The organism is Pseudomonas sp. FG-3G (assembly GCF_901007645.1).
Taxonomy (GTDB): Bacteria; Pseudomonadota; Gammaproteobacteria; order Pseudomonadales; family Pseudomonadaceae; genus Aquipseudomonas; species Aquipseudomonas rhizophila.
In genome coordinates, this window is record NZ_CAAKGZ010000008.1 from 62,829 (window position 1) to 89,670 (window position 26,842).

A 26,842-nucleotide genomic window follows, 5' to 3' on the forward strand; every position below is an offset into this window, starting at 1 on the left:
CGCGAAGTGATTACATTTCAGTCAGGTTGACGCGGCTGTGAGAGCAAGGCTTGCTCGCGATGAAGGCCATGCGGTTTTTCAGAAATCGAGGCGCCAGCTTCGCGGGCAAGCCTTGCTCCCACAGATAGAGCGCTGGCCACAGGGCACAGGTCAGAATGATCTTTTGCAACGGCGGGTTATTCTGTAGCCTTGCCGGCTTCACGCTATACCGTGCCTGATTGATACCCACTTTCCCGGCGGTACCCGAGTGGTCCGGAGCCGGGTGTATACTCGACTTTCGCGCAAAACGCGCCTGCAGGTCTTGCGAACATGACGCAAATTTCCGAACGCCTTCTGGTTCAGGCCCATCTCGACGCCAAACAGCCCAAGCCGCTGACCGCCGAGCAAGAGGCCTGGTACCGCGCCGCCATCGCCGCCGAGCTCAAGGCTCAGGATGCGGTGCTGGTCGCGCACTTCTACTGCGACCCGATCATCCAGGCCCTGGCCGAAGAGACCGGGGGCTGTGTGTCCGACTCTCTGGAAATGGCCCGCTTCGGCAACGCCCATCCGGCCAAGACCGTGGTGGTGGCCGGGGTCAAGTTCATGGGCGAGACCGCCAAGATCCTCAACCCCGAAAAACGCGTATTGATGCCGACCCTGGAAGCCACGTGCTCCCTGGACCTGGGTTGCCCGGTGGAGGAGTTCTCGGCGTTCTGCGACCAGCATCCGGAACGCACCGTGGTGGTGTACGCCAACACGTCGGCAGCGGTCAAAGCCCGGGCCGACTGGGTGGTGACGTCCAGTTGCGCACTGGAAATCGTCGAGAGCCTGATGGACAACGGCGAGACGATCATCTGGGGCCCCGACAAGCACCTGGGCACTTATATCCAGCGCAAGACCGGCGCCGACATGCTGCTCTGGGACGGCGCCTGCATCGTCCACGAAGAGTTCAAGTCCAAGCAGTTGGAGGACATGAAGGCGCTGTACCCGGACGCCGCGATCCTGGTGCACCCCGAGTCGCCAACTTCGGTGATTGAACTGGCCGACGCGGTGGGCTCCACCAGCCAGTTGATCGCCGCAGCCCAAAGCCTGCCAAACAAAACACTGATCGTCGCCACTGACCGTGGCATCTTCTACAAGATGCAGCAGTTGTGCCCCGACAAGGTCTTCATCGAAGCCCCCACCGCCGGCAACGGCGCGGCATGCCGCAGTTGCGCGCACTGCCCGTGGATGGCGATGAACACCCTGGAGCGCACGCTCAAGAGCCTGCAGGAAGGCACCAACGAGATATTCGTCGACCCGGCGCTGATCCCCCAGGCCATTCGCCCGCTCAAGCGCATGCTGGACTTCACCCAGGCGGCGCGGATGAAGCTGGCGGGCAATGCCTGAAGGTAGCTCCAAGTTGCAAGCTGCAAGTCCAAAGCTTGCAGCTTGCGACCTATTTCTTTTTCTTGGGAATTCGCACCAGCTGCGTATCCGAGTAGATGTCATGCCAGGTGCGCTTGCGCTTGTCGAACAGCGACCAGATGAAGCCCAGTCCCCCCGGCAGCAATGAGGCGATCGACACGACAAATCGCAACAGGGCCTGCCACAGGCTGATCGCCGTGCCATCGGCGTTCTGCACGCGAATGCACCACACCTGCATGCCCAGGGTCTGGCCGTTGTGGGTCCAGAACTTGGCGAAGAAGCCGAACAGCACGAAAAGCAGCACGGTGGACAGTAGCGGGTCGCCGTCCAGTGCGCCGGCGTCGGTGAGGGCGCGCATTTTTTCTTCGCCGATGATCGCCATCTGAATCATCTTGTAGACGCCGCCAGTGACGATCAGCAGGGCCGTGCACAGCAAAAAGTCATAGAACATCGCGGCCAGGCGACGGCCCAGGGTGGCGGGAGGGAACTCGCCTTGGGGGATGAGCAGGTGTTTGGGCATGACGGCCTCGGACGAAAAAGAGGCCATTTTACGGATTTACGCCCATAAAAAAGCCCCTGATATCAATCAGGGGCTTTTTTAATGCGCAAAAGCTACAACCTATGGGAGGGGTTCCACTTGGTCGGCCTGCATGCCTTTTTGGCCCTGCACTGCGACGAAAGTGACTTTCTGGCCTTCCTTCAGGCTTTTGAAGCCGGTGCCCTGGATGGCGCGGAAGTGCACGAACAGATCCGGACCGTTTTCAGGAGTGATAAAACCAAAACCTTTTTCGTCGTTGAACCACTTGACGGTACCGCTCTGACGATCAGACATTTTCTTATTTCCTTGACGCTAAATTAATGACAGCCTCTTTCACATGAAAGAGTACTGGGGCTGGGTTGCAGGAAAGTAAGAGACGTCGAGCGGGATGTAGCGAACTTCATAGGCTACTGCCCAGGTCACGGTTCCAAGCGACCCATGCAAACACAGTGACCAAACTCTACGCCAACTATGAACAAAAAAACAACCCCCTCTGAAAGCCCCGTATTTGCTCAGCATTCTCGTATTTACAGGGGCTGCGGGCTGGGGCTTATTCGATAGGCTAGTTCAATTGTTTTCAACGTTATAGGTGCAATTTCAATATCGAGTAGATGCACCTTTTTATGGCGGTTGCGTTACACATTAGTGCACGTATAACGCAACCGCGTTACGTATAGAAACAGTCAATCAACCGCGGTAGTAGCGTTGTGGAACAAATGGCATTTTGCTTACAAGCAAAGGCACTTTTTTCCCACGCACGATGGCCCAGACTGGCGTATCCAGTGCGACATAGGCGCTGTCCAGGTAACCCATCGCCAACGGAGCGCCCAGGGTCGGGCCGAAACCGCCGCTGCACACCGTACCGATAATCTCGCCCGCTTCGTCGACGATCTCTGCACCTTCGCGCACGGGTGTGCGTTCCTGGGGCAGCAGGCCGACGCGTTTGCGCTTCACGCCGCCCTGTTGCTGGGCGAACACGGTTTCAGCGCCCGGGAAACCACCGGCCCTGGCGCCATCGGCGCGGCGGGCTTTAGAGATCGCCCACAGCAGGCTGGCTTCGATCGGGGTCGTTTCAGTGTTCATGTCGTGGCCATAAAGGCACAGGCCGGCTTCCAGGCGCAGGGAGTCGCGAGCGCCCAGACCGATGGCGGCCACTTCCGGTTCGGCCAGTAGGGCGCGGGCCAGTTTTTCGGCCTCGGCGGCGGGCACCGAGATCTCGAAACCGTCTTCACCGGTGTAGCCCGAACGGCTGACAAAGCAGTCCATACCCAGCAGCGTGACGCGCTGGAACTGCATGAAGGTCATCTTTGCCACGTCTGGCGCCAGTCGTGCAAGCACGGTGACGGCGGCCGGGCCTTGCAGGGCGAGCAGGGCGCGGGCTTCGAACAGTGGCTCGATGCTGCACTGGTCGCCGATATGGGCGCGCAGGTGGGCCAGGTCCTGCTCCTTGCAGGCCGCGTTGACCACTAGGAACAGCTCGTCGTTGCCCAGGTTGGCGACCATCAAGTCGTCGAGGATGCCGCCGTTTTCGTTGGTGAACATGGCATAGCGCTGCATGCCCACCGGCAGGTCGATGATGTCCACCGGCACCAGGGTTTCCAAGGCTTTGGCGGCGTTTGCGCCGCTCAGGCGGATCTGGCCCATGTGGGACACGTCGAACAGCCCGGCCTGATCGCGGGTGTGCTGATGTTCTTTCATCACGCCCAATGGGTATTGCACCGGCATGTCATAGCCGGCGAACGGCACCATGCGGGCGCCGAGTTCGAGGTGCAGGGCGTGCAACGGGGTCTTCAGCAATGGTTCGGTGGACATATCAGCTCCTGGAAAAAATGTAGAAGTGAGGCAAGCGCATCAGCATTCGATGATGTTGACCGCCAGACCGCCGCGGGCGGTCTCCTTGTATTTGCTTTTCATGTCGGCGCCGGTCTGGCGCATGGTGCGGATGACTTTGTCGAGGGAAACGAAGTGATGCCCGTCGCCGCGCATGGCCATGCGCACCGCATTGATGGCTTTCACGGAGCCCATGGCGTTGCGCTCGATGCACGGCACTTGCACCAGGCCGCCGATGGGGTCGCAGGTCAGGCCGAGGTTGTGTTCCATGCCGATCTCGGCGGCGTTTTCCACTTGCTGCACGCTGCCGCCGAGCACTTCGCACAGGGCGCCGGCGGCCATGGAACAGGCCACGCCGACTTCACCCTGGCAACCGACTTCGGCGCCGGAGATGGAGGCGTTTTCCTTGTACAGGATGCCGATGGCGGCGGCGGTCAGCAGGAACCGCACCACGCCGTCTTCATTGGCCCCAGGGATGAAGCGCATGTAGTAATGCAGTACGGCCGGGATGATTCCCGCCGCGCCGTTGGTCGGCGCGGTGACGACGCGGCCGCCGTAGGCGTTTTCTTCGTTGACGGCCAGGGCATACAGGTTGACCCAGTCCAGCACCGACAGCGGGTCGCGCAGGGCAGCTTCCGGGTTCTTGCACAACTGACGGTGCAGCGCCGCCGCCCGGCGCTTGACCTTCAGCCCGCCCGGCAGAATGCCTTCGTTGCGGCAGCCGGCCGCCACGCAATCCTGCATCACCTGCCAGATCTTCAGCAGGCCGGCGCGGGTTTCGGCTTCGGGGCGCCAGGCACTTTCGTTGGTCAGCATCACCTGGCTGATGGACAAGCCATAGGTGGTGCAGTGGCTCAACAAGTCCTTGGCGCTTTTGAACGGGAAGGTCAGGGGGGTAGCATCTTCGACGATACGGTCGGCGCCGGCAGCGCTTTCGTCGACGACAAAACCACCGCCTACCGAGTAATACTCGCGGCTGCGCACCTGCAGGCCCGCCGCATCGAAGGCGCGGAAGATCATGCCGTTGGGATGAAAAGGCAGCGGCTTGCGAATCATCGCCAGGTGCAGTTTTTCGTTGAATTCAATGCAGTGTTCACCCAGCAGGTTCAGGCGCCCGTTGCTGCGAATCTCTCGCAAGCGGGCGTCGACCGTTTCAGTGTCCACGGTATCCGGGTGTTCGCCTTCCAGACCCAGCAGCACGGCCTTGTCACTGCCGTGGCCTTTGCCGGTGGCGCCGAGTGAGCCGTAGAGCTCGACCTTGACGCTGGCGGTGGTGTTGAGCAGGTCATCACGACGCAGCCCTTCGACGAAACGGGCAGCGGCACGCATCGGGCCGACCGTGTGGGAACTGGAGGGGCCGATGCCGATTTTGAACAGGTCGAACACGCTTAACGACATGGTGTTTCTCCGGTTTCTTTTTATGAGGATCGACGGTTTAAGGTCTGGCATAGATCCTTGTGGGAGCGAGCCTGCTCGCGATAGCGGAGTGTCAGGCAACATCTCTATTGGCTGTTACGCCGCTATCGCGAGCAGGCTCGCTCCCACAGAGGATTCGGAGGGCTGGTAGATCGCCCTCCGCTCAGGTCAAGCGTAGCTTTCGATCGACGGGCAGGCGCAGACCAGGTTGCGGTCGCCGAACACGTTGTCGACCCGGCCCACCGGCGGCCAGTATTTGCCGTCGATCAACGACGCCACCGGGTACACCGCTTGTTCGCGGCTATAGGGGTGGGTCCACTCGCCGACGATTTCCGCGGCGGTGTGGGGGGCGTTTTTCAGTGGGTTGTCGTCTTTGTCCAGGCTGCCGTTTTCCACCGCGCGGATTTCTTCGCGGATGCAGATCATGGCGTCGCAGAAGCGGTCCAGTTCTTCCTTGGATTCGCTTTCGGTCGGCTCGATCATCAGCGTACCGGCCACTGGGAACGACATGGTCGGGGCGTGGAAGCCGAAGTCGATCAGGCGCTTGGCCACGTCATCGACGCTGATGCCGCTGCTGTCCTTGAGCGGGCGCAGGTCGAGGATGCATTCGTGGGCCACCAGGCCGTTGCTGCCGGAGTAGAGCACCGGGTAATGCTCTTCCAGACGGCGGGCAATGTAGTTGGCGTTGAGGATTGCCAACTGCGAGGCACGCTTGAGGCCCGCGCCGCCCATCATGCGGATGTACATCCAGGTGATCGGCAGGATGCTTGCGCTGCCAAATGGCGCCGCGCACACCGCGCCTTCCTTGCGCGCCATGTTGGCGTGGCCCGGCAGGAACGGTGCCAGGTGGGACTTGACGCCGATCGGGCCGACACCCGGGCCGCCACCGCCGTGAGGAATGCAAAAGGTCTTGTGCAGGTTCAGGTGCGACACGTCGCCGCCGAACTTGCCCGGGGCGCAGAGGCCGACCATGGCGTTCATGTTGGCGCCGTCGATGTACACCTGGCCGCCGTTGTCATGAATGATCCCGCAGATTTCGCGGATGCCTTCCTCGAACACACCGTGGGTGGACGGGTAGGTGATCATCAGCGCCGCGAGGTGTTCGCGGTGCTCGGTGGCCTTGGCCCGCAGGTCTTCGATGTCGACGTTGCCGCGAGCATCGCAGGCGGTCACGACCACACGCATGCCGGCCATGTTGGCGGTGGCCGGGTTGGTGCCGTGGGCCGACGATGGGATCAGGCAGATATCGCGACGGTCTTCGCCACGGCTCTGGTGATAGGCGCGGATCGCCAGCAGACCGGCGTATTCACCCTGGGAACCGGCGTTTGGTTGCAACGACACCGCGTCGTAACCGGTGGCAGCGCAGAGCATGGCTTCCAGTTCGTCGGTCAGTTGCTGGTAGCCGGCGCTCTGTTCGGCGGGGGCGAACGGGTGCAGGGCGCCGAACTCGGCCCAAGTCACCGGGATCATTTCGCTGGCGGCGTTGAGTTTCATGGTGCAGGAACCCAGCGGGATCATGGTGCGATCCAGGGCCAAGTCCTTGTCGGCGAGCTTGCGCAGGTAGCGCATCAGCTCGGTTTCGGAGTGATAGCGGTTGAACACCGGGTGGCTGAGGACCGCCGACTGGCGCACCAGCTCGGCCGGGATACGGCTGTGCACGGTGGCGGCCAGGGCGGCGAAGTCCGGCAGGGCCTTGCCGTCGGCCAACAGGCTCCACAGCGTTTCGACGTCCGCCTGGCAGGTGGTTTCGTCCAGGGACAAGCCCAGGCGTTCAGCGTCCACCACGCGCAGGTTGATGCGCTGGGCACGCGCTTTGTCGTGCAGGGCGGTGGTTTGCGCGCCGGTGCGCAGGGTCAGGGTGTCGAAAAAGCTGTCCTGCTCGACAGCCAGACCCAATGCGCCCAAGCCCTTGGCGAGGATCGCGGTGAGGTGATGGATGCGGTTGGCGATCTGAGTCAGGCCTTTAGGGCCGTGATACACGGCGTACATGCTGGCGATGTTGGCCAGCAAGACCTGGGCGGTGCAAATGTTGCTCGTGGCTTTCTCGCGACGGATGTGTTGTTCGCGGGTCTGCATCGCCAGGCGCAAGGCCGGCTTGCCGAAACGGTCCACGGAAACACCCACAAGGCGGCCCGGCATATCGCGCTTGAAGGCATCCTTGGTAGAGAAATACGCCGCGTGTGGGCCGCCAAAGCCCAATGGCACGCCGAAGCGCTGGGCGCTGCCGATGGCCACGTCGGCGCCGAACTCACCCGGTGCCGTCAGCAGGGTCAGGGCCAGCAGGTCTGCGGCGACAGCGACCAGGGCGTTGGCGGCATGGAAGCGTTCGGTCAGTTCACGGTAATCGAACAGGTCACCGTTGCTGGCTGGGTATTGCAACAGCGCGCCGAAGAAACTGCCGACATCGGTCAGTTCGCGTTCGTCGCCCACGACCACGTCGATGCCCAAGGGCTCGGCACGGGTGCGCAGCACATCGAGGGTTTGCGGGTGGCAATGGCGGGAAGCGAAGAAGGCATTGCTGCCCTTGTTCTTGCTCAGGCGCTTGCAGAAGGTCATGGCCTCGGCGGCGGCGGTGGCTTCGTCCAGCAACGAGGCGTTGGCGATCGGCAGGCCGGTCAGGTCGCTGATCAAGGTCTGGAAGTTCAGCAGTGCCTCGAGACGGCCCTGGGAAATTTCCGGCTGGTAGGGGGTATAGGCGGTGTACCAGGCCGGGTTTTCCAGCAGGTTGCGCAGGATCGGCGCTGGCGTGTGGCAGTTGTAGTAGCCCTGGCCGATGTAGGTCTTGAACAGTTGGTTCTTGCTGGCGATGGCCTTGATCGAGGCCAGTGCATCGGCTTCGCTCTGGCCGTCGCCCATGTCCAGCACGCTGGTGCCCTTGATGCTTTCCGGAATGACGCTGGCGCTCAACGCTTCCAGGGAGTCGTAGCCCAGGCGCTCGAGCATGGCTTGCTCGTCGCTGGCTCGCGGGCCGATGTGGCGGGCGATGAATTCGTTGGCGGTGCCGAGATTAACGGTCATGTTGCGCTCCTCAGGCTTCGGCGTTGGCTTTGATCAGGCGGTCATAGGCGTCCTGATTCAGCAGTTGGTCAACTTGGGTGGCGTCGGCGGGCTTGAATCGGAAAAACCAGCCTTCGCCCAGCGGATCTTCGTTGACCAGTTCCGGATTGCTTTCCAGGGCCGGGTTCACTTCCTGCACTTCTCCGTCCAGCGGCATGTACACACCGCTGGCGGCTTTCACCGATTCCACGGTAGAGGCTTCGTCACCCTTGGCGTAGCTTTGCAGTTCCGGTAACTGAACATAGACCACATCGCCCAAGGCGTTCTGGGCAAACGCGGTAATACCAACGGTAACGCTGCCGTCGGCTTCAGTGCGCAGCCATTCGTGATCTTCAGTGAAACGCAACTCGCTCATGGAAACTCCTGGGGCCAGATTCGTCTGGTGGACGCGAAGAAAGGCGCGGGGCTTGGCCCGGCCGAATGGTTATATCCTTAGCAAGAATGCGGCCAATGATAATAAATGCTTATATATCAATGGCTTATTTGGTTTTTTCGAACACAGATTGTATTGGGCTGTAGCGAAAACGCTACAGCTATACGCCTGGAAAAAATCGTTGTGGGATCAAAGCCTTGCGCGGCGCAGCTTAGCGCCAAGTGTATCGATATCGTTCCGCTGTAGCGCTTTCAGTACAGGTGGAGGTCGTTTTTGAGCCAGGTTCCAGATACGCCGCAGGTCCCAATGTGGGAGCGAGCCTGCTCGCGATAGCGGTGGGTCAGCCAGCACGGATATTGACTGATACATCGCTATCGCGAGCAGGCTCGCTCCCACAGAGGGCAGCAGCGTGCTTACGGCTTGCCGGAAATCCCGTATTTACGCAATCGATGGGCAATCGCTGTATGGGAGGTTTGCAGGCGGCTGGCGAGCTGGCGGGTCGAGGGGTAGTTGACGTAGAGGCTTTCGAGCAGGTGTTTTTCGAAGGCTTCCACCGCTTGCTCAAGGCTCTCGACTTCCACGTCACCCTGGCGCGCCACGGACGTGCCGGCAATGTCCAGGTCGCCAATGTCCACCAGGCTGCTTTCACAAATGGCGGCGGCGCGGAAGATCACGTTCTGCAATTGCCGCACATTGCCCGGCCAGCGGTTGCCCAGCAGCGCCGGGTAGGTGCCGGGGGCCAAGCGGCAGACCGGGCGCTGGATTTGCGCACAGGCCTGCTGCATGAAGTAGCGCGCCAGCAGCAAGATGTCCTGGCCACGCTCACGCAGCGGCGGCACTTCGACGTTGAGCACGTTCAGGCGATAGAACAGGTCTTCGCGGAACGAACCTTCGCTGACCATTTTTTCCAGGTTGCGGTGGGTCGCGCTAAGAATGCGCACGTTGACCTTGATTTCCCGGTCGCCGCCGACCCGACGGAAGCTGCCATCGTTCAAGAACCGCAGCAGCTTGGCTTGCAGGTAGGGCGACATCTCGCCGATTTCATCGAGAAATACCGTGCCCTGGTTCGCCAGTTCCATCAGCCCCGGCTTGCCACCCCGTTGCGCGCCGGTGAAGGCGCCGGGGGCGTAGCCGAACAGTTCACTTTCGGCCAGATTCTCCGGCAGCGCCGCACAGTTCAGGGCCAGGAACGGCGCGCCGTGGCGGGCACTGATGGCATGGCAGGCCCGGGCCACCAGCTCTTTGCCCGTGCCGGTTTCGCCCTGGATCAGCAACGGTGCATCCAACGCCGCTACCCGCTGGGCCCGGGCCTTGAGGGTGCGGATCGCCGGGGATTCGCCCAGCAACGCGTCAAACCCTTCGGCGTGGTCGTGGTGCAGCGCCGACAGGCGTTCGCCGATGCGGTTTGGCTGATAGAGGGTCAGCAACGCACCGGCGTTTGTAATGGGCGTGGCGTCCAGCAGTAAGGTCTGGCCGTTAAGGGTGATTTCCCGCAGCGGCAGGCGGAAACCATTCTCCAGCAGAGCGACCAACAGGGCTTCGTCACCGAACAGCTCGGCAACGCTTTCCCCGGCCGGTTCACGCCCGTACAGGGCGATCAACGCCGGGTTGGCCAGCAATACGTGGCCGGCGCTGTCGAGGGCCAGTACCGGGTCGGTCATGGCCGCGAGCAGGGCGTCGAGCTGCAAATGCCGACGCTGGCCGGGCAGGATGTCCACCACGGTGACCGCCTGCACGCCCCGCACGCTGAACAGCGCCTCGCGTAATTCGTCCAGCACCTGCGGGCTGAGGGTCGGGGCATCGATGTAGACGTTGGGCGGCACCATCTCCACCGCATCCAGATTGAGATTGCGCCCACCGAGCAGCGCCAGGACTTCCTGGGTAATGCCGACGCGGTCGATGAAACTGACGTGGATACGCATGGGGCGGTTCTGGGTTCTGGAATACGGAGGGTGGCAAGTATGCCTTGGGGCGGGCTATTGGTGAAATCCTGGTGCAGGGTCAAGGATATACACCGATCTCTATTGTGGGAGCGAGCCTGCTCGCGATAGCGCAGGGTCAGTCCACATCTCCATTGGCTGTTGCACCGCTATCGCGAGCAGGCTCGCTCCCACAGGAGGTTGGCGGTGAGGCGGCTATCGTTTACAACCCAACATCCCACTCCGGCCTCTCGGGAAATTTGAGTACCAAAAAATCCAGCAAGCTGCGCAGCGCCGACGGCATGTGCTTGCGTGAGGCATACACCGCGTACATGTTCATCCGGCGGGGTTCGGCGTGGGGCAACAGGCGGATAAGCTCGCCGCTTTGAATGTGCGTGCCGGCCTGGTAGCTGGGCAGCATCGCCACGCCCCCACCGGCTATCGTGGCCTGCAGCAATGTGCTGGCCTCGTTGGCGCTGATGTTGCCCTGCACCGGCACCGAGACCTGCTCGCCGTCCTGCTCGAAATGCCACAGGCTCTTGCCGACGTAGGAGTGGGTCAGGCAGTTGTGCCGGCTCAAATCCTCGACCCGTTGGGGCGTTGGGTGTTCACGCAGGTAGCCGGGCGAGGCGCAGATCACCGAGCGACAGACTGTGAGGCGCCGGGCAATCAGGTTCGGGTCCAGGTCGTTGCTCATGCGGATCGCCAGGTCGATGCGCTCGTCCACCAGGTTCACGGTGCGGTCGAGCATTTGCAGGTCGACGCTGACCCCTGGGTAGCGCACGACGAACTCGGTCATGGCTGCCGCCAATTGGGCCTGGCCGAACGAGGTGCTGGCGCTGATGCGCAGCATGCCCCGTGGCGCGTCGTCCGACGTACTGACGGCGGCCTGCATGTCGCCGGACAGATCCAGCATCTGCCGACAGCGCGGCAGGATCTCCAAACCCGCGGCCGTCAGGCTCAATTTGCGAGTGGTGCGGTGCATCAGTCGGGCACCAACCCAGTCTTCCAGTTCCGCCAGATACCGTGACACCACCGGTCGTGACAGGTCCAGATGTTCGGCTGCCGCCGACTGACTGCCCAGTTCCACCACGGCGACGAACACCTTCATTGCTTGTAGACGATCCATGATTTGCCCGATTTCAGAAACAAACTATGTCCAAGCATCGCATTTTTTGAAACGAGTCAGGTCCCTAAGCTGCGCTCATTCCCAATCGGGCTTATGCACAACGGAGCACAACATGACCGGATCCACCTTATTCAAGCGTCTGCTGCTGACCAGCGCTTCGATGATTTTTGCGGCCAACACCTGGGCAGCCGATCTTGCCCTGGAGGTCTACAACCCTGGCGCGGCGGCCGTTTTCCCGGTGACCTCGGTATTGGTCAGTGGGGAAAAAGAAGTGGTGTTGGTGGACGCCCAGTTCGGCAAGTCCCAGGCCGAACAGGTGGTGCAGAAAATCCGCGCCAGCGGCAAGCAATTGACCACGATCTACATCAGCCACGGTGATCCCGACTACTATTTTGGTCTGGAGACCCTGACCGCCGCGTTCCCGGATGCCAAGGTGCTGGCCTCTGCGCCGACCGTCGAACACATCAAGCACACCATGGACGGCAAGTTGAAATATTGGGGGCCGATCCTCAAGGGCGATGCGCCGAGCAAAGCGATCGTACCCCAGGTACTCAAGGGCGACAGCCTGACCCTGGAGGGCAAGCGCTTGCAGATCATCGGTCTTGATGGCCCGCAACCGGACCGCAGCTTCGTGTGGATCCCGTCGATCAAGGCGGTGGTCGGCGGCGTCGTGGTGGCCGAGAACATTCACGTCTGGATGGCCGACACGCAGACACCGCAGTCCCACAAGGATTGGCTGGCGACGCTGGAGGGCATTGAAAAACTGCAACCGAACACTGTGATTCCCGGCCATTACCTGGGTGATAGTGCCCGGTCTCTGGCTCCGGTGAAATTCACCGCCGAGTACATCAAGGCCTTCGACGAAGAAACCGCCAAAGCCAAGGGCTCCGCCGCCCTGATCGCCGCCATGAAGCAGCGCTACCCCGATCTGGGGGAAGACAGCTCCCTGGAGCTCAGTGCCAAGGTGGCCAAGGGTGAGATGAAGTGGTGAATACCGATCTTTGATCAGAGCACCGTTGTGGCGAGGGGATAAATCCCCTCGCCACAAGAGCCTGTATTTCAACATCGCTAACCAATGGAGAACATCATGAGCAAAATCGCAATCATCGGCGCCACCGGTCGGGCCGGCAGCCAGTTGTTGGAAGAAGCCCTGCGTCGTGGCCACAGCGTGACGGCCATTGCCCGTAACACGGCCAAGATCGGTAAGAGGGCCGGTGTGGTCAGCCAGCAGTTGGATGTATTGGACAGCGAGGCCTTAATCGCAGCGGTAGCCGGTCATGATGTGGTGATCTGCGCCGCCCATTTCGCCACCGTGCCGGCCGACAAGGTCATCGCCCCAATCAAGGCTGCCGGGGTCAAGCGCTTGCTGGTGGTGGGCGGGGCCGGTTCGTTGCTGCTGCCGGACAATAGCCGTGTGATCGACAGCGAAGGCTTCCCTGAAGAATACCTCGCCGAAGCCAGCGCCGGAGCATTGTTCCTGGACGTGCTGCTCAAGGAACAGGACCTGGACTGGACCTTCCTCTCGCCCTCGGCGGAGTTCGTCGAGACCGAGCGCACCGGTCAGTTCCGTATCGGCAAGGATCACCTGCTGTTCGACGCCGCCGGGCGCAGCTGGATCAGCTTTGCCGATTACGCCATTGCAATGATCGATGAAGTGGAGACGCCGCAGTTTTCACGGCAGCGCTTTACCGTCGGTTATTGAGCCACTGGTTAGGACAGGCGCTCCTACGGGGTCAGCTGTGGAGTCTCATCCACACGCTGACCAGCACCGTCGCCGCCATCAGCCACGCCACCGCCGCCACGGCCAGCGAAGCCTCCAGGCGCATCCGGTCGACCATCACATACAGCGTCGCCAGGTAGACGAAGTAGGGGATGATCGACCACATGCCAAACACGATGGTGGTTTTCAGATCGTCCACCGAGCGGCCCTTGCCGACAATGTAGTGGGCGATCAGGGCGAAGGTGGGAAACAGTGGCACCAGCCCGGCGATGTAATAGTTCTTGGTCTTGGCGAGCATCGCCAGAATGACCACCACGGCGGCACCGAGCGTTGCTTTGAAAATCAGGTCCACAGGTTTACTGTCCCAGGTTAATGGCTCAGGCCATATTTTTTGACTTTGTCGAACAGCGTGGTCTTGGCCATGCCCAGTTCGAGACTGGCCTGGGTCAGGTTGCCACCGCTGCGTTGCAGGGCGTCCACCAGCAGGTTGCGTTCGAAGGCTTCCACCGCTTCGGCGAAGGCCAGGCCCTGGCTGGCGCCGCTGGCACCCGACTTCTTGAAGGCCGGCAGGCCGAGTGCATAGCGCTCGGCGACGTTGCGCAGTTCCCGCACGTTGCCCGGCCAGTCGTGGCTCATCAGGTTGGACAGCGTCTGGTTGTCCAGCTCCGGCACCGTGCGGTCGAAACGCAGGGACGACTGCTGCAGGAAATGCTCGAACAGTTGCAGAATGTCTTCGCGGCGCTCGCGCAGGGGCGGCAGTTCCAGGGTCACCACGTTGAGGCGGTAATACAAGTCGCTGCGAAACTGCCCGGCCCGGCCCAGTTCATCCAGGTCGGACTTGGTGGCGGCGATGACCCGGCAATCCACGGCCACACTCTGGTTCGAACCCAGCCGCTCGAGGGTGCGTTCCTGCAACACCCGCAGCAACTTGATCTGCAAGGGCAGGGGCATGCTTTCCACTTCATCGAGAAACAGCGTGCCGCCGTCGGCGTGCTCGATCTTGCCGATCCGTCGTTTGCCGGCGCCGGTAAAGGCGTTGGCTTCGTGGCCGAAAATCTCGCTTTCGAACAGGTTCTCCGGCAGGCCGCCGCAGTTGAGCGCGACGAATTGTTTGCTGTGACGTCGGCTGAAGTCGTGCAGGCAGCGCGCGACCAGTTCCTTGCCGGTGCCGGTTTCACCTTCGATCAGCACGTTGGCCGAGGTGTCGGCTACGTTGGCGATCAGTTCTCGCAGGTGCTGCATGGCCGGTGAACGGCCGATGATCCGGCCTTCCAGGGAGTCGCGTTCGGCCAGTTGCCGGCGCAGCGATGAAACCTCCCGGGCCAGGCTGCGTTGCTCCAGGGCGCGGCGGGCGACGTCCACCAGGCGTTCGGGGGAGAAGGGTTTCTCCATGAAGTCATAGGCGCCTTTTTGCATGGCGCCGACGGCCATGGAGATGTCGCCGTGGCCGGTGATCAGCACCACCGGCAGGCTGCGGTCCCGGGCCTTGAGGCGGGTCAGCAGCTCCAGGCCATCGATGCCCGGCAGGCGAATGTCGCTGATGACGATGCCGGCAAAGTCATCGCCGACCCGCTCCAGGGCCTCTTCGGCGCTGCCCACGCCGATGCAGGGAATGTCTTCCAGGGACAGGGCCTGCTGGCAACCCAGCAGGACATGGGGGTCGTCTTCGACGATCAGTACGCTCAGGTCGTTATTCATGGCTGCTCGGCAGGTAAAGGGCTTACCAACGGTAAACTGAGGGCAAACGTGGTTCCACCTTCGGCCGGGTGTTCGACCTCCAGATGCCCGCCCGCGGCGGCGGCCAGGCTCGCCGAAAGGGTCAGGCCCAGGCCCAGGCCCTGTTCGCCAGGTTTGGTGGTGAAGAAGGGTTCGAACAAATGTTTGCGCGCCTCGGGATCGATGCCATGGCCGTTGTCCCGCACCCGCAGGCGATATTTGCCATCCGAGGCAGTGCCTTCAAGCCACAGCCGCGGCTCGGGTTGGCTCTGCATGGCGTCCAGGGCGTTGCCGATCAGGTTCACCAGGATTTGTTCAAGACGCGTCTGGTCGATCTGTACCTGCACGTCATCGTAACCGGCATGCACCTGGATCTTCAGGCTTTCGAGGCGGCCGCCCAGCAGTTGCAGCGCGGCTTCGACCGCCTTGCCGAGGCTGGCCCGGCCCTGATCGTCCCCGCGCCGGGCGAAGGAGCGCAGGCTGGCGGTGATCCGGCCCATGCGGTCGATGAGGTCGTTGATGGTCTTGAGGTTGGCGCTGGCGATATCCAGCTGGCCCCGCTCAAGAAAGCGCACGGTGTTGCCGGACAGGGTACGCAGCGCGGCCAGCGGCTGGTTGAGTTCATGGGCGATGCTGGTGGACATCTGGCCAATGGCGGCGAGTTTGCCAGCCTGCACCAGTTCGTCCTGGGCCCGGCGCAACGTCTCTTCGGCCTGCCGCCGTTCGCGGATCTGACCCTTGAGCCGTTCATTGCTGGCCCGCAGGTCGGTGGTGCGTTCGGTAATCCGACGTTCGAGCTGGTTGTTGGCTTCCTGCAGGGCCTCCCGGGCAGCGAGGCGAGTGGCGATGACCTTGCGCCGCTCGTTCCAGGCGATCAGCAGGAAAGCCACCAGGGCGAAGGCCACGGCCACCAGGATGCCCTGGTTGATTGCCTGGCGACGCAGGTCTTCAAGTGGCGTCAGCAGGGTGAAATTCCAGGGTGTGTCGCTCAGGGGGCGGGTCTGTGACAGATAGCTGATGGGCCGCTCGTCGGACACCAGTTCGGCATTGGCCGGGAAGGTCAGTTTTTCCATGCCTTCGGCCAGCCGTTCCCGAGCCAGGGGAACCAGCTCGTTCAGTGGGAACCAGTAATATTGCAGGCTGCGGGCCAGGCGCTCTTTGGTTTCGTCGCTCAGCGGTCGCACGGACTTGAGCCGCCGCGCCGGATCGCTGGACAAAATGATGATGCCATTCTCGTCGCTGACGAAGGCTTCCAGGCGCGCGCGCTGCCAGCGCTCTTCCATGGCTTCCAGGCGCACTTTGACCACCGCCACGCCGATAATTTTGCCCTGTTGTTCCAGGCCATGGGCCAGGTAATAACCAGGCTCGCCGCTGGTGCTGCCGATGCCATAGAAGCGCCCGGGCTGACCGCGTACGGCGTTCTGGAAATAGGCGCGAAAGGACAGGTCTTCACCCAGGTAACTGTCGACGTCGCGCCAGTTGCTGGTCGCCATGACCCGGCCTGTGGTGTCCATCACATAAATGGCCCGACTGCGGCTGCGCCGGTTCAGGCCTTCGAGGTATTCGTTGACGGTCTTGCGATGCTCGGGCGTGGGGTCGTCGAGCAGTTGCGATACGCTGGATTCAAGCTCCAGCAGGCTGGGCAGGTAGGTGTATTTGCTGATCTCGCTCTCGACCGCACGGGCGTGCAGCTCCAACTGGCGCTCGCCGTTCTCGCCCAGACTGCGAATGCCGTAGTGCTCACTGATCCAGAAGCCGAGGTAACCCAGGCCGATCATCAGGGCAATGATCAGCGGCGGCAGGAACAGATGGCGAATCAGACGAGGCTTCACGGCGAGTGATGGCGGCGCGGCGCGATAGAGAGTGGGGTCGCATTTCATCACAGAAGCCTTGGGTCAACCACAACACAAATCGACAAACCAACACTGCTCCCTTGTGGGAGCGAGCTTGCTCGCGATGACTGCTGATCAGTCGACAATAAGGTGACTGGCAGTCCGCTATCGCGAGCAAGCTCGCTCCCACAGTGGGGAGCGGTGTTGTTTAGTGCTGCAGGATTTTCTCAAGGAAATGCTGCGCACGTTCGGAGCGGGCGCTGATGTCGCCGAAGAACTCTTCCTTCTCGCAGTCTTCGATGATCTGGCCCTGGTCCATGAAGATCACCCGGTTCGCCACTTTGCGGGCAAAGCCCATTTCGTGGGTCACGCACATCATGGTCATGCCTTCGTGGGCCAGTTGCACCATCACGTCGAGCACTTCGTTGACCATTTCCGGGTCAAGGGCCGAGGTCGGTTCGTCGAACAGCATCACGATCGGGTCCATCGCCAGGGCACGGGCAATCGCCACGCGCTGCTGTTGGCCGCCGGAGAGCTGGCCCGGGTGCTTGTGGGCATGGGCCGACAGACCGACCCGCTCAAGCAGTTGCAGGCCTTTCTGGGTGGCTTCTTCCTTGCTGCGGCCCAGTACCTTGATCTGGGCGATGGTCAGGTTTTCGGTGATGGTCAGGTGCGGGAACAGCTCGAAGTGCTGGAACACCATGCCAACGCGCGAGCGCAGTTTCGGCAGGTTGGTCTTCGGGTCGGCGATGGACGTACCGTCGACCACGATGTCGCCTTTCTGGAACGGCTCCAGGGCGTTCACGCATTTGATCAGCGTGGACTTGCCCGAACCCGACGGGCCGCACACCACCACAACTTCACCCTTGCTGACCTCGGTGCTGCAATTGGTCAGTACCTGGAAGTCCCCATACCACTTGTTGATGTTCTTGATAGAGATCATACGGCGAACCTTTTTTGCAGACGCTTGACCAGCAGCGAGGCGGCAAAGCTGATTGTGAAGTACACGAGACCTGCGATGATCAGGAACTCATGGGAGCGGCCGATGATGTCGCCATTGGCCCGCGAAGCATTGAGGAAATCCACCAGACCGACGGTGTAGACCAGCGAGGTGTCCTGAAACAGGATGATGCTTTGTTGCAACAACAGCGGGGTCATCTTGCGAAACGCCTGGGGCAGGATGATCAGGCGCATGGTCTGGCCATAATTCATGCCCAGCGCCTGGGCGGCGCCCATCTGACCCTTGGGGATCGACTGCACGCCGGCCCGCACGATTTCGCAGAAGTAGGCCGCCTCGAACATCATGAACGCCACGACGCAGGAGCCAAACGCACCGATAGGGGTGTCTTCGCCGGTGATCCAGCGCAGAACGAACGGCACCGCCAGATAGAACCAGGTGATGACCAGCAGCAGCGGGATCGAGCGGAAATAGTTGACGTAGGCGCCGGCAATGCTGGAGATCAGCTTGTTGTGGGACAGGCGCATCAGCGCCAGGATAGTCCCCAGGATGATCCCGCCAACGACGCCCAGGGCCATCAGCTTGAGCGTCATCACCATGCCGTTCCACAAACCGGGAATGGCCGGGATGATGCCAGTGAAGTCGAGTTCCATTATTTACCCCCCACGGAAATCAGGCCGGGCACCGCGACTTTCTTCTCGACCATGCGCATGAGCAGCATCAGGCTCATGTTCAGGGTGAAGTAGATCAGTGTCGCCAGGGTGAAGGCTTCGAACAGGTTGGCGGAGAACTCGGCGGTCTGTTTGGTCTGTGCAAGCAATTCCATCAGGCCGATCAGCGAGGCCACGGAGGAGTTCTTGAAGACGTTCAAGAATTCCGAGGTAAGCGGCGGAATGATGATCCGGTAGGCCTGGGGCAGCAGCACGTTCCAGTAGATTTGCGGCAGCTTGAAGCCCATGGCCCGGGCGGCGGATTCCTGGCCGCGCGGCAGCGCCTGAATACCAGTGCGAACCTGTTCGCAGACCCGCGCGGCGGTAAACAGGCCCAGGCACACGACGACGCTCAGGTAGGCCGAGGTCGTGGGGTTCAGGTCCTGCTTGTACCACTCCTGCAGGTCCGCAGGCAGCAAGTCGGGCACCAGGAAGTACCAGATGAACAGCTGAACCAGCAGCGGTACGTTACGAAAGAGCTCCACGTAGCCGGTGGCGATACCCGACACCAGCCGGTTCGGCACGGTGCGCATCACGCCCAGAACCGAACCCAGCAGTAGGGCGATGATCCAGGCCGCGACGGCGATGGCGATGGTCCAGCCCAGGCCGGCCACGTACCAGTCGAGATAAATCTCGCTGCCGATGCCGGTGGACTTGAAGAACACGCCCCAGTCCCAGTTGTAATTCATTAGGGTCTCCCCTCAGATCGATCGATATGCAAATACCCGCCTGGGGAAGCTCCATTCCCACCTGACCCTTGAAGGGCAGGCACACACGATCGGCTCGACAGCCACCGGTTCGAGTGTTTCCAGATATGCCAGCAGGGAGTGACCATCCCCTGAAAGCGCAAAAGCACTTCCAGGGGACAAGGTTAGTCAGGAATCAGGATTTCTTTTCGTCGGCCGCTTTGTCGGTCGGTTCGGCGATCAGTTTCTTGAGCTCTTCGCTCATCGGGAAGTTCAGGTTCAGGCCTTTTGGCGGAATTGGCTGCATGAACCATTTTTCGTAGATCTTGTTGATTTCACCAGAAGCGTAGGTGGCCTTGATGGCGTCATCGACGGCTTTTTTGAACGGCTCGTCGCCCTTGCGCATCATGCAACCGTAGATTTCGAAGGACTGCGGGGTGCCGGTCACGGCCCAGTCGCCTGGTTTCTTGGCCTTGGCCATTTCACCGGCCAGCAAGGCGTCGTCCATCATGAAGGCAACGGCACGACCGCCTTCGAGCATGTTGAACGATTCGCCGTGGTCCTTGGCCGAGATCACGTTCATGCCCATCTGCTTGTCGGCATTCATGGACTTGAGGATGCGCTCGGACGTGGTGCCGGCGGTGGTCACGACGTTTTTGCCCTTGAGGTCGTCGAAGTCCTTGTACTTGGAGTCCTTCTTGGACAGCAGCTTGGTGCCGATCTCGAAGATGCCAACGGAGAAATCAACCTGCTGTTGACGCTCGACGTTGTTGGTGGTGGAACCGCATTCCAGGTCGACGGTGCCGTTTTGCACCAGTGGGATACGGGTTTGCGAGGTCACCAGGTTGTACTTGACCTGCAGGTTCGGCACGTCCAGTTCTTTTTTCAGGGCTTCGACGACTTTCAGCTGAATGTCGTGGGAATAGCCGACCGGTTTGCCGGAGGCGTCCGCGATATAGGAAAACGGAATGGAAGCGTCGCGATGCCCGAGCGTGATGACGCCGGACTCTTTGATCTTTTTCAGCGTACCGGTCAGTTCGGCAGCGAAAACCGGGGTGCTGATCAGAGCGGCAGCAATGGCTGCGCCCAGGAGATGGGGAACGATGCGCATCGATATTTCCTCGACATTGTTTTTCTTATTCAGCCGGTTCGTCGGCCCTGAGTGCTTCGAAGTACCTGGCAGCTCCTGTTGTGTTGGCATGCAGGCATTCGTCTCGAAGGAGTGTAGAGCATGAGTCGTGCCAGACCAGTGGGCTAACATTAACTATTTGTTTTTAAACGTAATTAATCTTTTTTCTGATTTTTTCCACAGGCTGTTTATCCGGTTGGCCGAATTGACTGGTGAGTCTTGTTCGGAAAACCGAATGCACTTCGGCCTCTCCATGTCTTGTGAGAGCGAGCCTGCTCGCGATAGCGGTCTGCCTGGCGAGACTTATGCTGAAGTTGATGGCCTCATCGCGAGCAGGCTCGCTCCCACAGAGGGCGGCGGTGTATGCCAGATAGCAAAAAGCCCCTGAATCGCCAGATTCAGGGGCTTTCGTATAAGCGGTTAACCGATCAGGCCGCTTCGATCTTGCGACGGTTGTGCTCCACCTTGTCCAGGTATTGCTGCAGCTTCTGCTGTTCGGCCGCGGTGGTGAACAAGCCAAGTTTGCTGCGGCGCCACAGGATATCGTGGGCATCGATGGCCCATTCATCGCTGCACAGGTAGTCGACTTCCCGGGTGTAGAGGCCCGCGCCGATGTATTCGCCCATGTCACCGAGGTTGTGCACGCCTTCAAGCATGCGCCAGGTGCGGCTGCCATAGGTGGTGGCCCAGCGACGGGCAAGCTCGGTCGGCACCCAGTCGAATTTGTCACGAATCGCCGAGCACAGCGCTTGCGGGGTGGTCATGTTTTCGCCGCCGGGGAGGGTAGCCACGGCAGTCCAGCTGGGGCGCATCTGGGTAAAATACGGGGCCAACTGCGCCATGGCCGATTCGGCCAGTTTGCGGTAGGTGGTCAGCTTGCCGCCGAACACCGACAGCAGCGGGGCTTCGTCCGCACTGCCCGACAGCGCCAGGGTGTAGTCCCGGGTGACGGCCGATGGGTTGTCGGATTCATCGTTGCACAACGGCCGAACACCGGAATAGCTGTGCAGGATATCGTCGCGGCTGATCTGCTTCTTGAAGTGCGCGTTGACCACTTTGAGCAAATAATCGGTTTCGCCCTCGGTGATCGCCACTTTGGCCGGGTCGCCGGTGTATTCGCGGTCGGTCGTGCCGATCAAGGTGAACTGGTTCAGATACGGAATGGTGAAGACGATGCGCTGGTCTTCATTCTGAAGAATGTGCGCGTGCTCGCCTTCGTAGAGTTTCGGCACGATCAGGTGGCTGCCCTGGATCAGACGAATGCCGTAAGGCGACTCCAGCTTCAGGTCGTCGCGAATGAACTTGGCAACCCATGGACCGGCCGCGTTCACCAGCGCCTTGGCGCGGATCGAACACAGGCTGCCGTCGGCGCGTTCCAGATGCAAATGCCACAAGCCTTTACTACGACGGGCATTCACGCAGCGTGTGCGAGTGTGGACATGGGCGCCTTTTTCCCGGGCGGCCATGGCGTTGAGCACCACCAAGCGCGCATCGTCGACCCAGCAGTCGGAGTATTCAAAGCCTTTGGTGATCTCGCTTTTCAGCGCGCTGTCGACGCCGAATTTCAGGCTTTTGGAACCGGCAAGTTGTTCGCGCTTGCCCAGGTGATCGTAGAGGAACAGGCCGGCGCGAATCATCCAGGCGGGGCGCAAGTGCGGGCGGTGGGGCAAGACGAAGCGCATCTGCTTGACGATGTGCGGAGCCTTGGTCAACAGCACTTCGCGCTCGGCCAGCGCTTCGCGCACCAGACGGAATTCGTAATGTTCGAGGTAGCGCAGGCCGCCATGGATCAGCTTGCTGCTGGCCGAGGAGGTGTGGCTGGCCAGGTCGTCCTTTTCGCAAAGGAACACCGAGAGGCCGCGACCCGCTGCGTCTGCGGCAATCCCCACGCCGTTGATCCCGCCGCCAATGACGGCGACGTCGTAAACCTCAGCGAGAGGGGGCGTAGGCAAGGTAGAAGTGGGCATCGGCTGGCCTCGGGCTTTTTTTCGAAATATTTGAATTCGAACATTAATGTTCATTTGCGAAAATACTAGCCCATAAACTCGGCAACAGCCAGCAGACTTCGATTGAAAATACTGATCAAAGGAAGCTGAAAGGAAAATTTTCGAACATGAAGCGGGTCGCTGATATGGTCGGAGATGCTTTTGTGGCGAGGGGATTTATCCCCGCTGGGCTCACAGCAGCCCTAAAGCCAGGCGACTCGGTATATGAGGCAAATTGAGTTGACTGTATTGGGGCTGCTGCGCAGCCCAAGCGGGGATAAATCCCCTCGCCACAGGGTTTCGGGGGGAGCTCAGACCACTTCCAACCGAATCTTGTGCTGGCTCAGCAATTGCGCCAGGGCCGGCACGGGTTGCTGATCGGTCACCAGGCAATCGATCAGGCTGATCGGTCCCAGCCTGACCATGGCGTTGCGCCCGAATTTGCTGGAGTCCGCCGCCAGCAGCACCTGCCGGGCGTTGGCGATGATCGCCTGGGAGACCCGCACTTCCTGGTAGTCAAAATCCAGCAGGCTGCCGTCTTCATCGATCCCGCTGATGCCCACCAGGGCGAAGTCGACCTTGAACTGGTTGATGAAGTCGACGCTGGCCTGGCCTACCACGCCTCCGTCGCGTCTGACATTTCCCCCCGCGATCAGGACTTCGAAGTCGTCCTTGGTGCTGAGGATCGAAGCTACGTGCAGATTGTTGGTGATGACCTTCAGGTGGTTGTGATTGAGCAGCGCCCGGGCGATGGATTCGGTGGTGGTGCCGATGTTGATGAACAGCGAGGCATGGTCAGGGATCTGGGCGGCAATGGCTTCGGCGATGCGTTGCTTCTCGTCGCGCATCTGATCGGCGCGCATGGCGTAGGCGGTGTTTTCAACGCTCGAATCATAGGCCGCGCCGCCGTGGTAGCGACGCAGCAGGTTCAGTTCCGCCAATTGATTGATGTCGCGGCGGATGGTCTGCGGGGTGACAACGAATAGCTGCGCCATTTCCTCGATGCTGACGTAGCCGCGTTCGCGGACCAGTTCGAGGATTTGCTGCTGACGGGGAGGCAGATTCATGGGGCTTCCTTTGGGCTGCCATACAAAATTTGCCCATGATGCCGCAGGAATCCCCTCCCGACCAGTTTCACGACCCTCGTCGTACCCAGCTTCGGCTTATTCAGCGTCTTCGTGAGGTTCCCAGTCGCGGGTGCGGCTGACCGCTTTCTGCCACCCGGCGTAGAGTTTTTCCTTGGCCTGCTCGTCCAGTTGCGGTTCGAATTCGCGCTCGATCACGGCCTTGCCGCGCAGTTCTTCCAGGCTGCCCCAGAAACCACACGCCAGGCCGGCCAGATACGCGGCGCCCAAAGCCGTGGTTTCCCGCATTTTAGGGCGTTCGACCCGGGTGCCGAGAATGTCCGCCTGGAACTGCATCAGGAAGTTGTTCGCTACCGCGCCGCCGTCCACGCGCAGGGCCTTGAGGCGTTCGCCCGAATCCTGTTGCATGGCGTCGAGTACGTCGCGGGTCTGGTAGGCAATCGACTCCAGCGCTGCACGAATGATGTGGTCGACCCGCACGCCGCGGGTCAGGCCGAACAGCGCGCCACGGGCATAGGGGTCCCAGTAGGGGGCGCCCAGGCCGGTGAAGGCCGGTACCAAGTACACGCCGTTGCTGTCCTTGACCTTGTTGGCGAAGTATTCGGTATCGAGGGCGTCATTGATGATTTTCAACTCATCGCGCAGCCACTGCACGGTGGAACCACCGTTGAATACCGCGCCTTCCAGAGCATAGGCCACTTCGCCGCGGGGACCGCAGGCGATGGTGGTGAGCATGCCATGATTGGATTTGACGGCTTTGTCGCCGGTGTTCATCAACAGGAAGCAGCCGGTGCCATAGGTGTTTTTCGCCTGACCTGGCTCCACGCACATCTGGCCGAACAGGGCGGCCTGCTGGTCGCCGGCGATGCCACCGATGGCGATGCCGCTCTTGGTGCGGCCATAGATTTCCGAGGACGACTTCACTTGCGGCAACATTTCGCGAGGGATGTCGAGAATCTCGAGCATCTTCGCGTCCCACTCCAGCGAGTGAATATTGAAGAGCATGGTGCGCGAGGCGTTGGTGTAGTCGGTGACGTGGACTTTGCCGCCGGTAAATTTCCAGATCAGCCAGCTGTCCACGGTGCCAAACAACAGTTCGCCGTTACGTGCGCGTTCGCGGCTGCCTTCGACGTTGTCCAGGATCCACTTGAGCTTGGTGCCGGAGAAATACGGGTCGGTGACCAGGCCGGTGGTTTCGCTGATGTACGGTTCGTGGCCGTCACGCTTGAGTTGCTGGCAGATCTCGGTGCTACGTCGGCACTGCCAGACAATGGCGTTATAGATCGGCCGGCCGGTGGTCTTGTCCCAGACCACGGTGGTTTCGCGCTGGTTGGTGATGCCGATCGCGGCGACCTGGTCATGATGCAGGCCAGCCTGGGCCAGGGCTTCGACCATCACCGCGCTCTGGGTGGCGAAGATTTCCATCGGGTCGTGTTCGACCCAGCCGGCCTGGGGGTAATGCTGGGCGAATTCGCGCTGGGCGGTGCAGACCACATTGGCGTCGCGGTCGAAAATGATCGCCCGCGAGCTGGTCGTACCCTGGTCGAGGGCAATGATGTAGTTCTTGTTCTGAATGTCGGTCATGTCGATTGCCTTGGGACGTGAATAAGGGGTGAGGCCTGGCGCACGCTTGAGCGGGCAGAAGTGTGCGCCGATGGTTTCAGGATGTTCTGGGTTTGCCGTCAATGGCCGGTTTTGCATCCTTTGTAACAGCCGCGGCGCTGGGCAGATGGCGGGCAATCAACCCGCGATAGGCCGCAGCGCCCAGGCATGCACCCACGATCGGTGCAAAAATCGGAACCAGGAAATACGGGATGTCGCGTCCACCCGTGAGGGAAATTTCACCCCACCCGGTGAAGAAAGTCATCAGTTTAGGGCCGAAGTCTCGCGCCGGGTTCATCGCGAAGCCCGTCAGTGGCCCCATCGAGCTGCCAATCACCGCGATCAGCAGGCCGATCAGCAGTGGCGCCAGCGGGCCGCGGGGCAGCCCATTGTTGTCATCGGTCAGGGACATGATCACGCCCATCAGAATGGCGGTGATGATCACCTCCACCAGAAAGGCCTGGCCAGTGGACAGCGCCGGGTGTGGATAAGTGGAAAACACCGAGGCCAGTTCAAGGCTGGCTTCTGAGCCACGAATCATTTGCCGGGACTGTTCGAAATCGAAGAATAGATTGCTGTACAGCGTGTAGACCAGCAGCGCGCCACAAAAGGCGCCGGCCACCTGGCAAATAATGTAGAAGGGCAACTTACGCTTTTCAAAGTCGGTGAAAATACACAGCGCGATGCTGACGGCGGGGTTCAGGTGTGCGCCGGAAACGCCGGCGCTGAGGTAGATCGCCATGCTGACACCGACACCCCAGATGATACTGATTTCCCAAAGACCGAAACTCGCACCCGCGACCTTGAGCGCTGCAACGCAGCCAGTGCCGAAGAAAATCAGCAGGGCAGTCCCCAGGAATTCGGCCAGGCATTGGCTGGAAAGGGGTGGCTGTTGTAAAGCAATTGTCATTCAAACCTCGGTTTTTGTTGTTGTCTGGCGCGTCCGGTAAAGCCCGATCGCGCGTTCAGCGCCGAGGCAGGATCCTCATCCTGAACTCGGGGTGTTGGTTGAGACCTGCATTTCTGTTTTCAGTTTCGAAAAAATATAGACAAGAAACGCTGGTGTCAAAGGTCGAAAGTGAACCATTGGTCACATTTAAACTATTCGTGGTGTGAATGACTGTTTCGCTCACGCTAAGTCACTGGGGTTGGCAGCCCAGTTCCAGCGCCTTTTGGCCGACGATGACTTAGAATCCGGCCACGCTTATTCGAATTTCCTCAGGAGCGATCATGACCCCGGCATTGGATCTGCTTAAAAAGGTGCGCGCCGAGCATCGCATTCACAGTTATGAACACGATCCCAAGGCAGCCTCCTATGGTTTGGAAGCGGCAGAAAAGCTTGGACTGGATCCGGCGCAGGTCTTCAAGACGTTGTTGGCGGCCAGCGAAAAACACGAGTTGTTGGTGGCGGTGGTGCCCGTGGTCGGCAGCCTGGATTTGAAAGCCCTGGCCCATGCCGCCGGCGTAAAGAAAGTCGAGATGGCCGACCCCGCGGCCGCCCAGCGTTCGACCGGTTATCTGCTCGGTGGTATCAGTCCATTGGGGCAGAAAAAACGTCTTCGCACCTTTATCGACAGTTCTGCCCAGCCGTTCGCCAGCATCTTTGTCAGTGCCGGAAGGCGCGGGCTGGAGGTAGAGCTGGCGCCTGCGGTACTGGCCGAGCATACCGGGGCGGCGTTTGCGGATATCGGGCGTGCTTGAAACCGGCGCAGGGCGTGAGCAAGTACCTTTGTCATCATGGTGTCGGGCTTAGGCTTGGGTGGCTGCCGGG

At 60.9% G+C, this 26,842-nt stretch carries 23 protein-coding genes; 4 read left to right on the top strand and 19 right to left on the bottom strand.

Annotation, left to right across the window (positions count from 1 at the left end):
- Nucleotides 1–309 precede the first annotated feature (309 nt).
- The gene (nadA, locus tag PSEUDOMOFG3G_RS04155; RefSeq protein WP_047227049.1) at nt 310–1,368 is read left to right on the top strand and encodes a quinolinate synthase NadA; all 1,059 of its coding nucleotides are present in this window, start codon (nt 310–312) and stop codon (nt 1,366–1,368) included.
- Between the two features lie 49 nt (nt 1,369–1,417).
- Here nadA and PSEUDOMOFG3G_RS04160 read toward each other — a convergent pair whose 3' ends face one another.
- The 8 genes from PSEUDOMOFG3G_RS04160 to PSEUDOMOFG3G_RS04195 all read right to left on the bottom strand — a co-directional run bounded on the left by PSEUDOMOFG3G_RS04160 (nt 1,418) and on the right by PSEUDOMOFG3G_RS04195 (nt 11,648).
- Entirely contained in the window at nt 1,418–1,906 is a 489-nt protein-coding gene (locus tag PSEUDOMOFG3G_RS04160) for an RDD family protein (RefSeq protein WP_139049288.1), read from the bottom strand.
- Between the two features lie 99 nt (nt 1,907–2,005).
- Nucleotides 2,006–2,218, bottom strand: coding sequence for a cold-shock protein (locus PSEUDOMOFG3G_RS04165; protein WP_139049289.1), 213 nt, complete (start codon nt 2,216–2,218; stop codon nt 2,006–2,008).
- 393 nt (nt 2,219–2,611) lie between these two features.
- Complete coding sequence (gene gcvT, locus PSEUDOMOFG3G_RS04170; RefSeq protein ID WP_139049290.1) at nt 2,612–3,736, bottom strand: glycine cleavage system aminomethyltransferase GcvT; 1,125 nt, start codon at nt 3,734–3,736, stop codon at nt 2,612–2,614.
- 39 nt (nt 3,737–3,775) lie between these two features.
- On the bottom strand, nt 3,776–5,152 hold the full coding sequence (locus tag PSEUDOMOFG3G_RS04175; RefSeq protein WP_047227046.1) for an L-serine ammonia-lyase: 1,377 nt from the start codon (nt 5,150–5,152) through the stop codon (nt 3,776–3,778).
- Between the two features lie 186 nt (nt 5,153–5,338).
- Nucleotides 5,339–8,188 carry an aminomethyl-transferring glycine dehydrogenase gene (gcvP, locus tag PSEUDOMOFG3G_RS04180; RefSeq protein WP_139049291.1) on the bottom strand — a complete coding sequence of 950 codons (2,850 nt, stop codon included), beginning with the start codon at nt 8,186–8,188 and terminating at the stop codon, nt 5,339–5,341.
- Nucleotides 8,189–8,198: 10 nt separating this feature from the next.
- Nucleotides 8,199–8,582, bottom strand: coding sequence for a glycine cleavage system protein GcvH (gene gcvH / locus PSEUDOMOFG3G_RS04185; protein ID WP_139049293.1), 384 nt, complete (start codon nt 8,580–8,582; stop codon nt 8,199–8,201).
- A 431-nt stretch (nt 8,583–9,013) separates the two neighbouring features.
- Nucleotides 9,014–10,522, bottom strand: a complete 1,509-nt coding sequence (locus PSEUDOMOFG3G_RS04190; RefSeq protein ID WP_047227043.1) for a sigma-54-dependent transcriptional regulator — start codon at nt 10,520–10,522, stop codon at nt 9,014–9,016.
- A 220-nt stretch (nt 10,523–10,742) separates the two neighbouring features.
- Complete coding sequence (locus PSEUDOMOFG3G_RS04195) at nt 10,743–11,648, bottom strand: LysR family transcriptional regulator (RefSeq protein WP_139049296.1); 906 nt, start codon at nt 11,646–11,648, stop codon at nt 10,743–10,745.
- 112 nt (nt 11,649–11,760) lie between these two features.
- Here PSEUDOMOFG3G_RS04195 and PSEUDOMOFG3G_RS04200 point away from each other — a divergent pair, with 112 nt between their 5' ends.
- Together PSEUDOMOFG3G_RS04200 and PSEUDOMOFG3G_RS04205 are read left to right on the top strand one after the other, a co-directional pair.
- Nucleotides 11,761–12,639, top strand: a complete 879-nt coding sequence (locus PSEUDOMOFG3G_RS04200) for an MBL fold metallo-hydrolase (RefSeq protein WP_076383705.1) — start codon at nt 11,761–11,763, stop codon at nt 12,637–12,639.
- Nucleotides 12,640–12,735: 96 nt separating this feature from the next.
- Nucleotides 12,736–13,350, top strand: a complete 615-nt coding sequence (locus PSEUDOMOFG3G_RS04205) for an NAD(P)-dependent oxidoreductase (protein ID WP_047227040.1) — start codon at nt 12,736–12,738, stop codon at nt 13,348–13,350.
- A gap of 31 nt (nt 13,351–13,381) precedes the next feature.
- On the opposite strand, the gene PSEUDOMOFG3G_RS04210 is transcribed toward PSEUDOMOFG3G_RS04205, so the two are convergent.
- The 11 genes from PSEUDOMOFG3G_RS04210 to PSEUDOMOFG3G_RS04260 all read right to left on the bottom strand — a co-directional run bounded on the left by PSEUDOMOFG3G_RS04210 (nt 13,382) and on the right by PSEUDOMOFG3G_RS04260 (nt 25,981).
- Entirely contained in the window at nt 13,382–13,711 is a 330-nt protein-coding gene (locus PSEUDOMOFG3G_RS04210) for a GlpM family protein (RefSeq protein ID WP_171061330.1), read from the bottom strand.
- A gap of 26 nt (nt 13,712–13,737) precedes the next feature.
- A complete protein-coding gene (locus tag PSEUDOMOFG3G_RS04215; protein WP_047227038.1) occupies nt 13,738–15,066 on the bottom strand; it encodes a sigma-54 dependent transcriptional regulator in 1,329 nt (442 codons plus the stop codon).
- Nucleotides 15,063–16,964: a sensor histidine kinase gene (locus PSEUDOMOFG3G_RS04220; protein WP_047227037.1), complete on the bottom strand. Its 1,902-nt coding sequence runs from the start codon at nt 16,962–16,964 to the stop codon at nt 15,063–15,065. The genes PSEUDOMOFG3G_RS04215 and PSEUDOMOFG3G_RS04220 overlap by 4 nt, the downstream gene beginning before the upstream one ends.
- 160 nt (nt 16,965–17,124) lie before the next feature.
- Nucleotides 17,125–17,859, bottom strand: coding sequence for an amino acid ABC transporter ATP-binding protein (locus PSEUDOMOFG3G_RS04225; RefSeq protein ID WP_047227036.1), 735 nt, complete (start codon nt 17,857–17,859; stop codon nt 17,125–17,127).
- Nucleotides 17,856–18,527 carry an amino acid ABC transporter permease gene (locus PSEUDOMOFG3G_RS04230; RefSeq protein ID WP_047227035.1) on the bottom strand — a complete coding sequence of 224 codons (672 nt, stop codon included), beginning with the start codon at nt 18,525–18,527 and terminating at the stop codon, nt 17,856–17,858. The genes PSEUDOMOFG3G_RS04225 and PSEUDOMOFG3G_RS04230 overlap by 4 nt, the downstream gene beginning before the upstream one ends.
- Nucleotides 18,527–19,273, bottom strand: coding sequence for an amino acid ABC transporter permease (locus tag PSEUDOMOFG3G_RS04235; protein WP_047227034.1), 747 nt, complete (start codon nt 19,271–19,273; stop codon nt 18,527–18,529). The genes PSEUDOMOFG3G_RS04230 and PSEUDOMOFG3G_RS04235 overlap by 1 nt, the downstream gene beginning before the upstream one ends.
- A gap of 193 nt (nt 19,274–19,466) precedes the next feature.
- Nucleotides 19,467–20,381, bottom strand: coding sequence for a glutamate/aspartate ABC transporter substrate-binding protein (locus tag PSEUDOMOFG3G_RS04240; RefSeq protein ID WP_047227033.1), 915 nt, complete (start codon nt 20,379–20,381; stop codon nt 19,467–19,469).
- A gap of 446 nt (nt 20,382–20,827) precedes the next feature.
- A complete protein-coding gene (glpD, locus tag PSEUDOMOFG3G_RS04245) occupies nt 20,828–22,366 on the bottom strand; it encodes a glycerol-3-phosphate dehydrogenase (RefSeq protein ID WP_139049298.1) in 1,539 nt (512 codons plus the stop codon).
- A gap of 329 nt (nt 22,367–22,695) precedes the next feature.
- A complete protein-coding gene (locus tag PSEUDOMOFG3G_RS04250) occupies nt 22,696–23,451 on the bottom strand; it encodes a DeoR/GlpR family transcriptional regulator (RefSeq protein ID WP_139049299.1) in 756 nt (251 codons plus the stop codon).
- Between the two features lie 96 nt (nt 23,452–23,547).
- Nucleotides 23,548–25,053, bottom strand: coding sequence for a glycerol kinase GlpK (gene glpK, locus PSEUDOMOFG3G_RS04255; RefSeq protein ID WP_139049301.1), 1,506 nt, complete (start codon nt 25,051–25,053; stop codon nt 23,548–23,550).
- Between the two features lie 76 nt (nt 25,054–25,129).
- The gene (locus tag PSEUDOMOFG3G_RS04260; protein WP_139049303.1) at nt 25,130–25,981 is read right to left on the bottom strand and encodes an MIP/aquaporin family protein; all 852 of its coding nucleotides are present in this window, start codon (nt 25,979–25,981) and stop codon (nt 25,130–25,132) included.
- A 320-nt stretch (nt 25,982–26,301) separates the two neighbouring features.
- On the opposite strand from PSEUDOMOFG3G_RS04260, the gene ybaK reads away from it, so the two are divergent.
- Nucleotides 26,302–26,772, top strand: coding sequence for a Cys-tRNA(Pro) deacylase (gene ybaK / locus PSEUDOMOFG3G_RS04265; protein ID WP_076383708.1), 471 nt, complete (start codon nt 26,302–26,304; stop codon nt 26,770–26,772).
- The last annotated feature ends 70 nt before the right edge of the window (nt 26,773–26,842 follow it).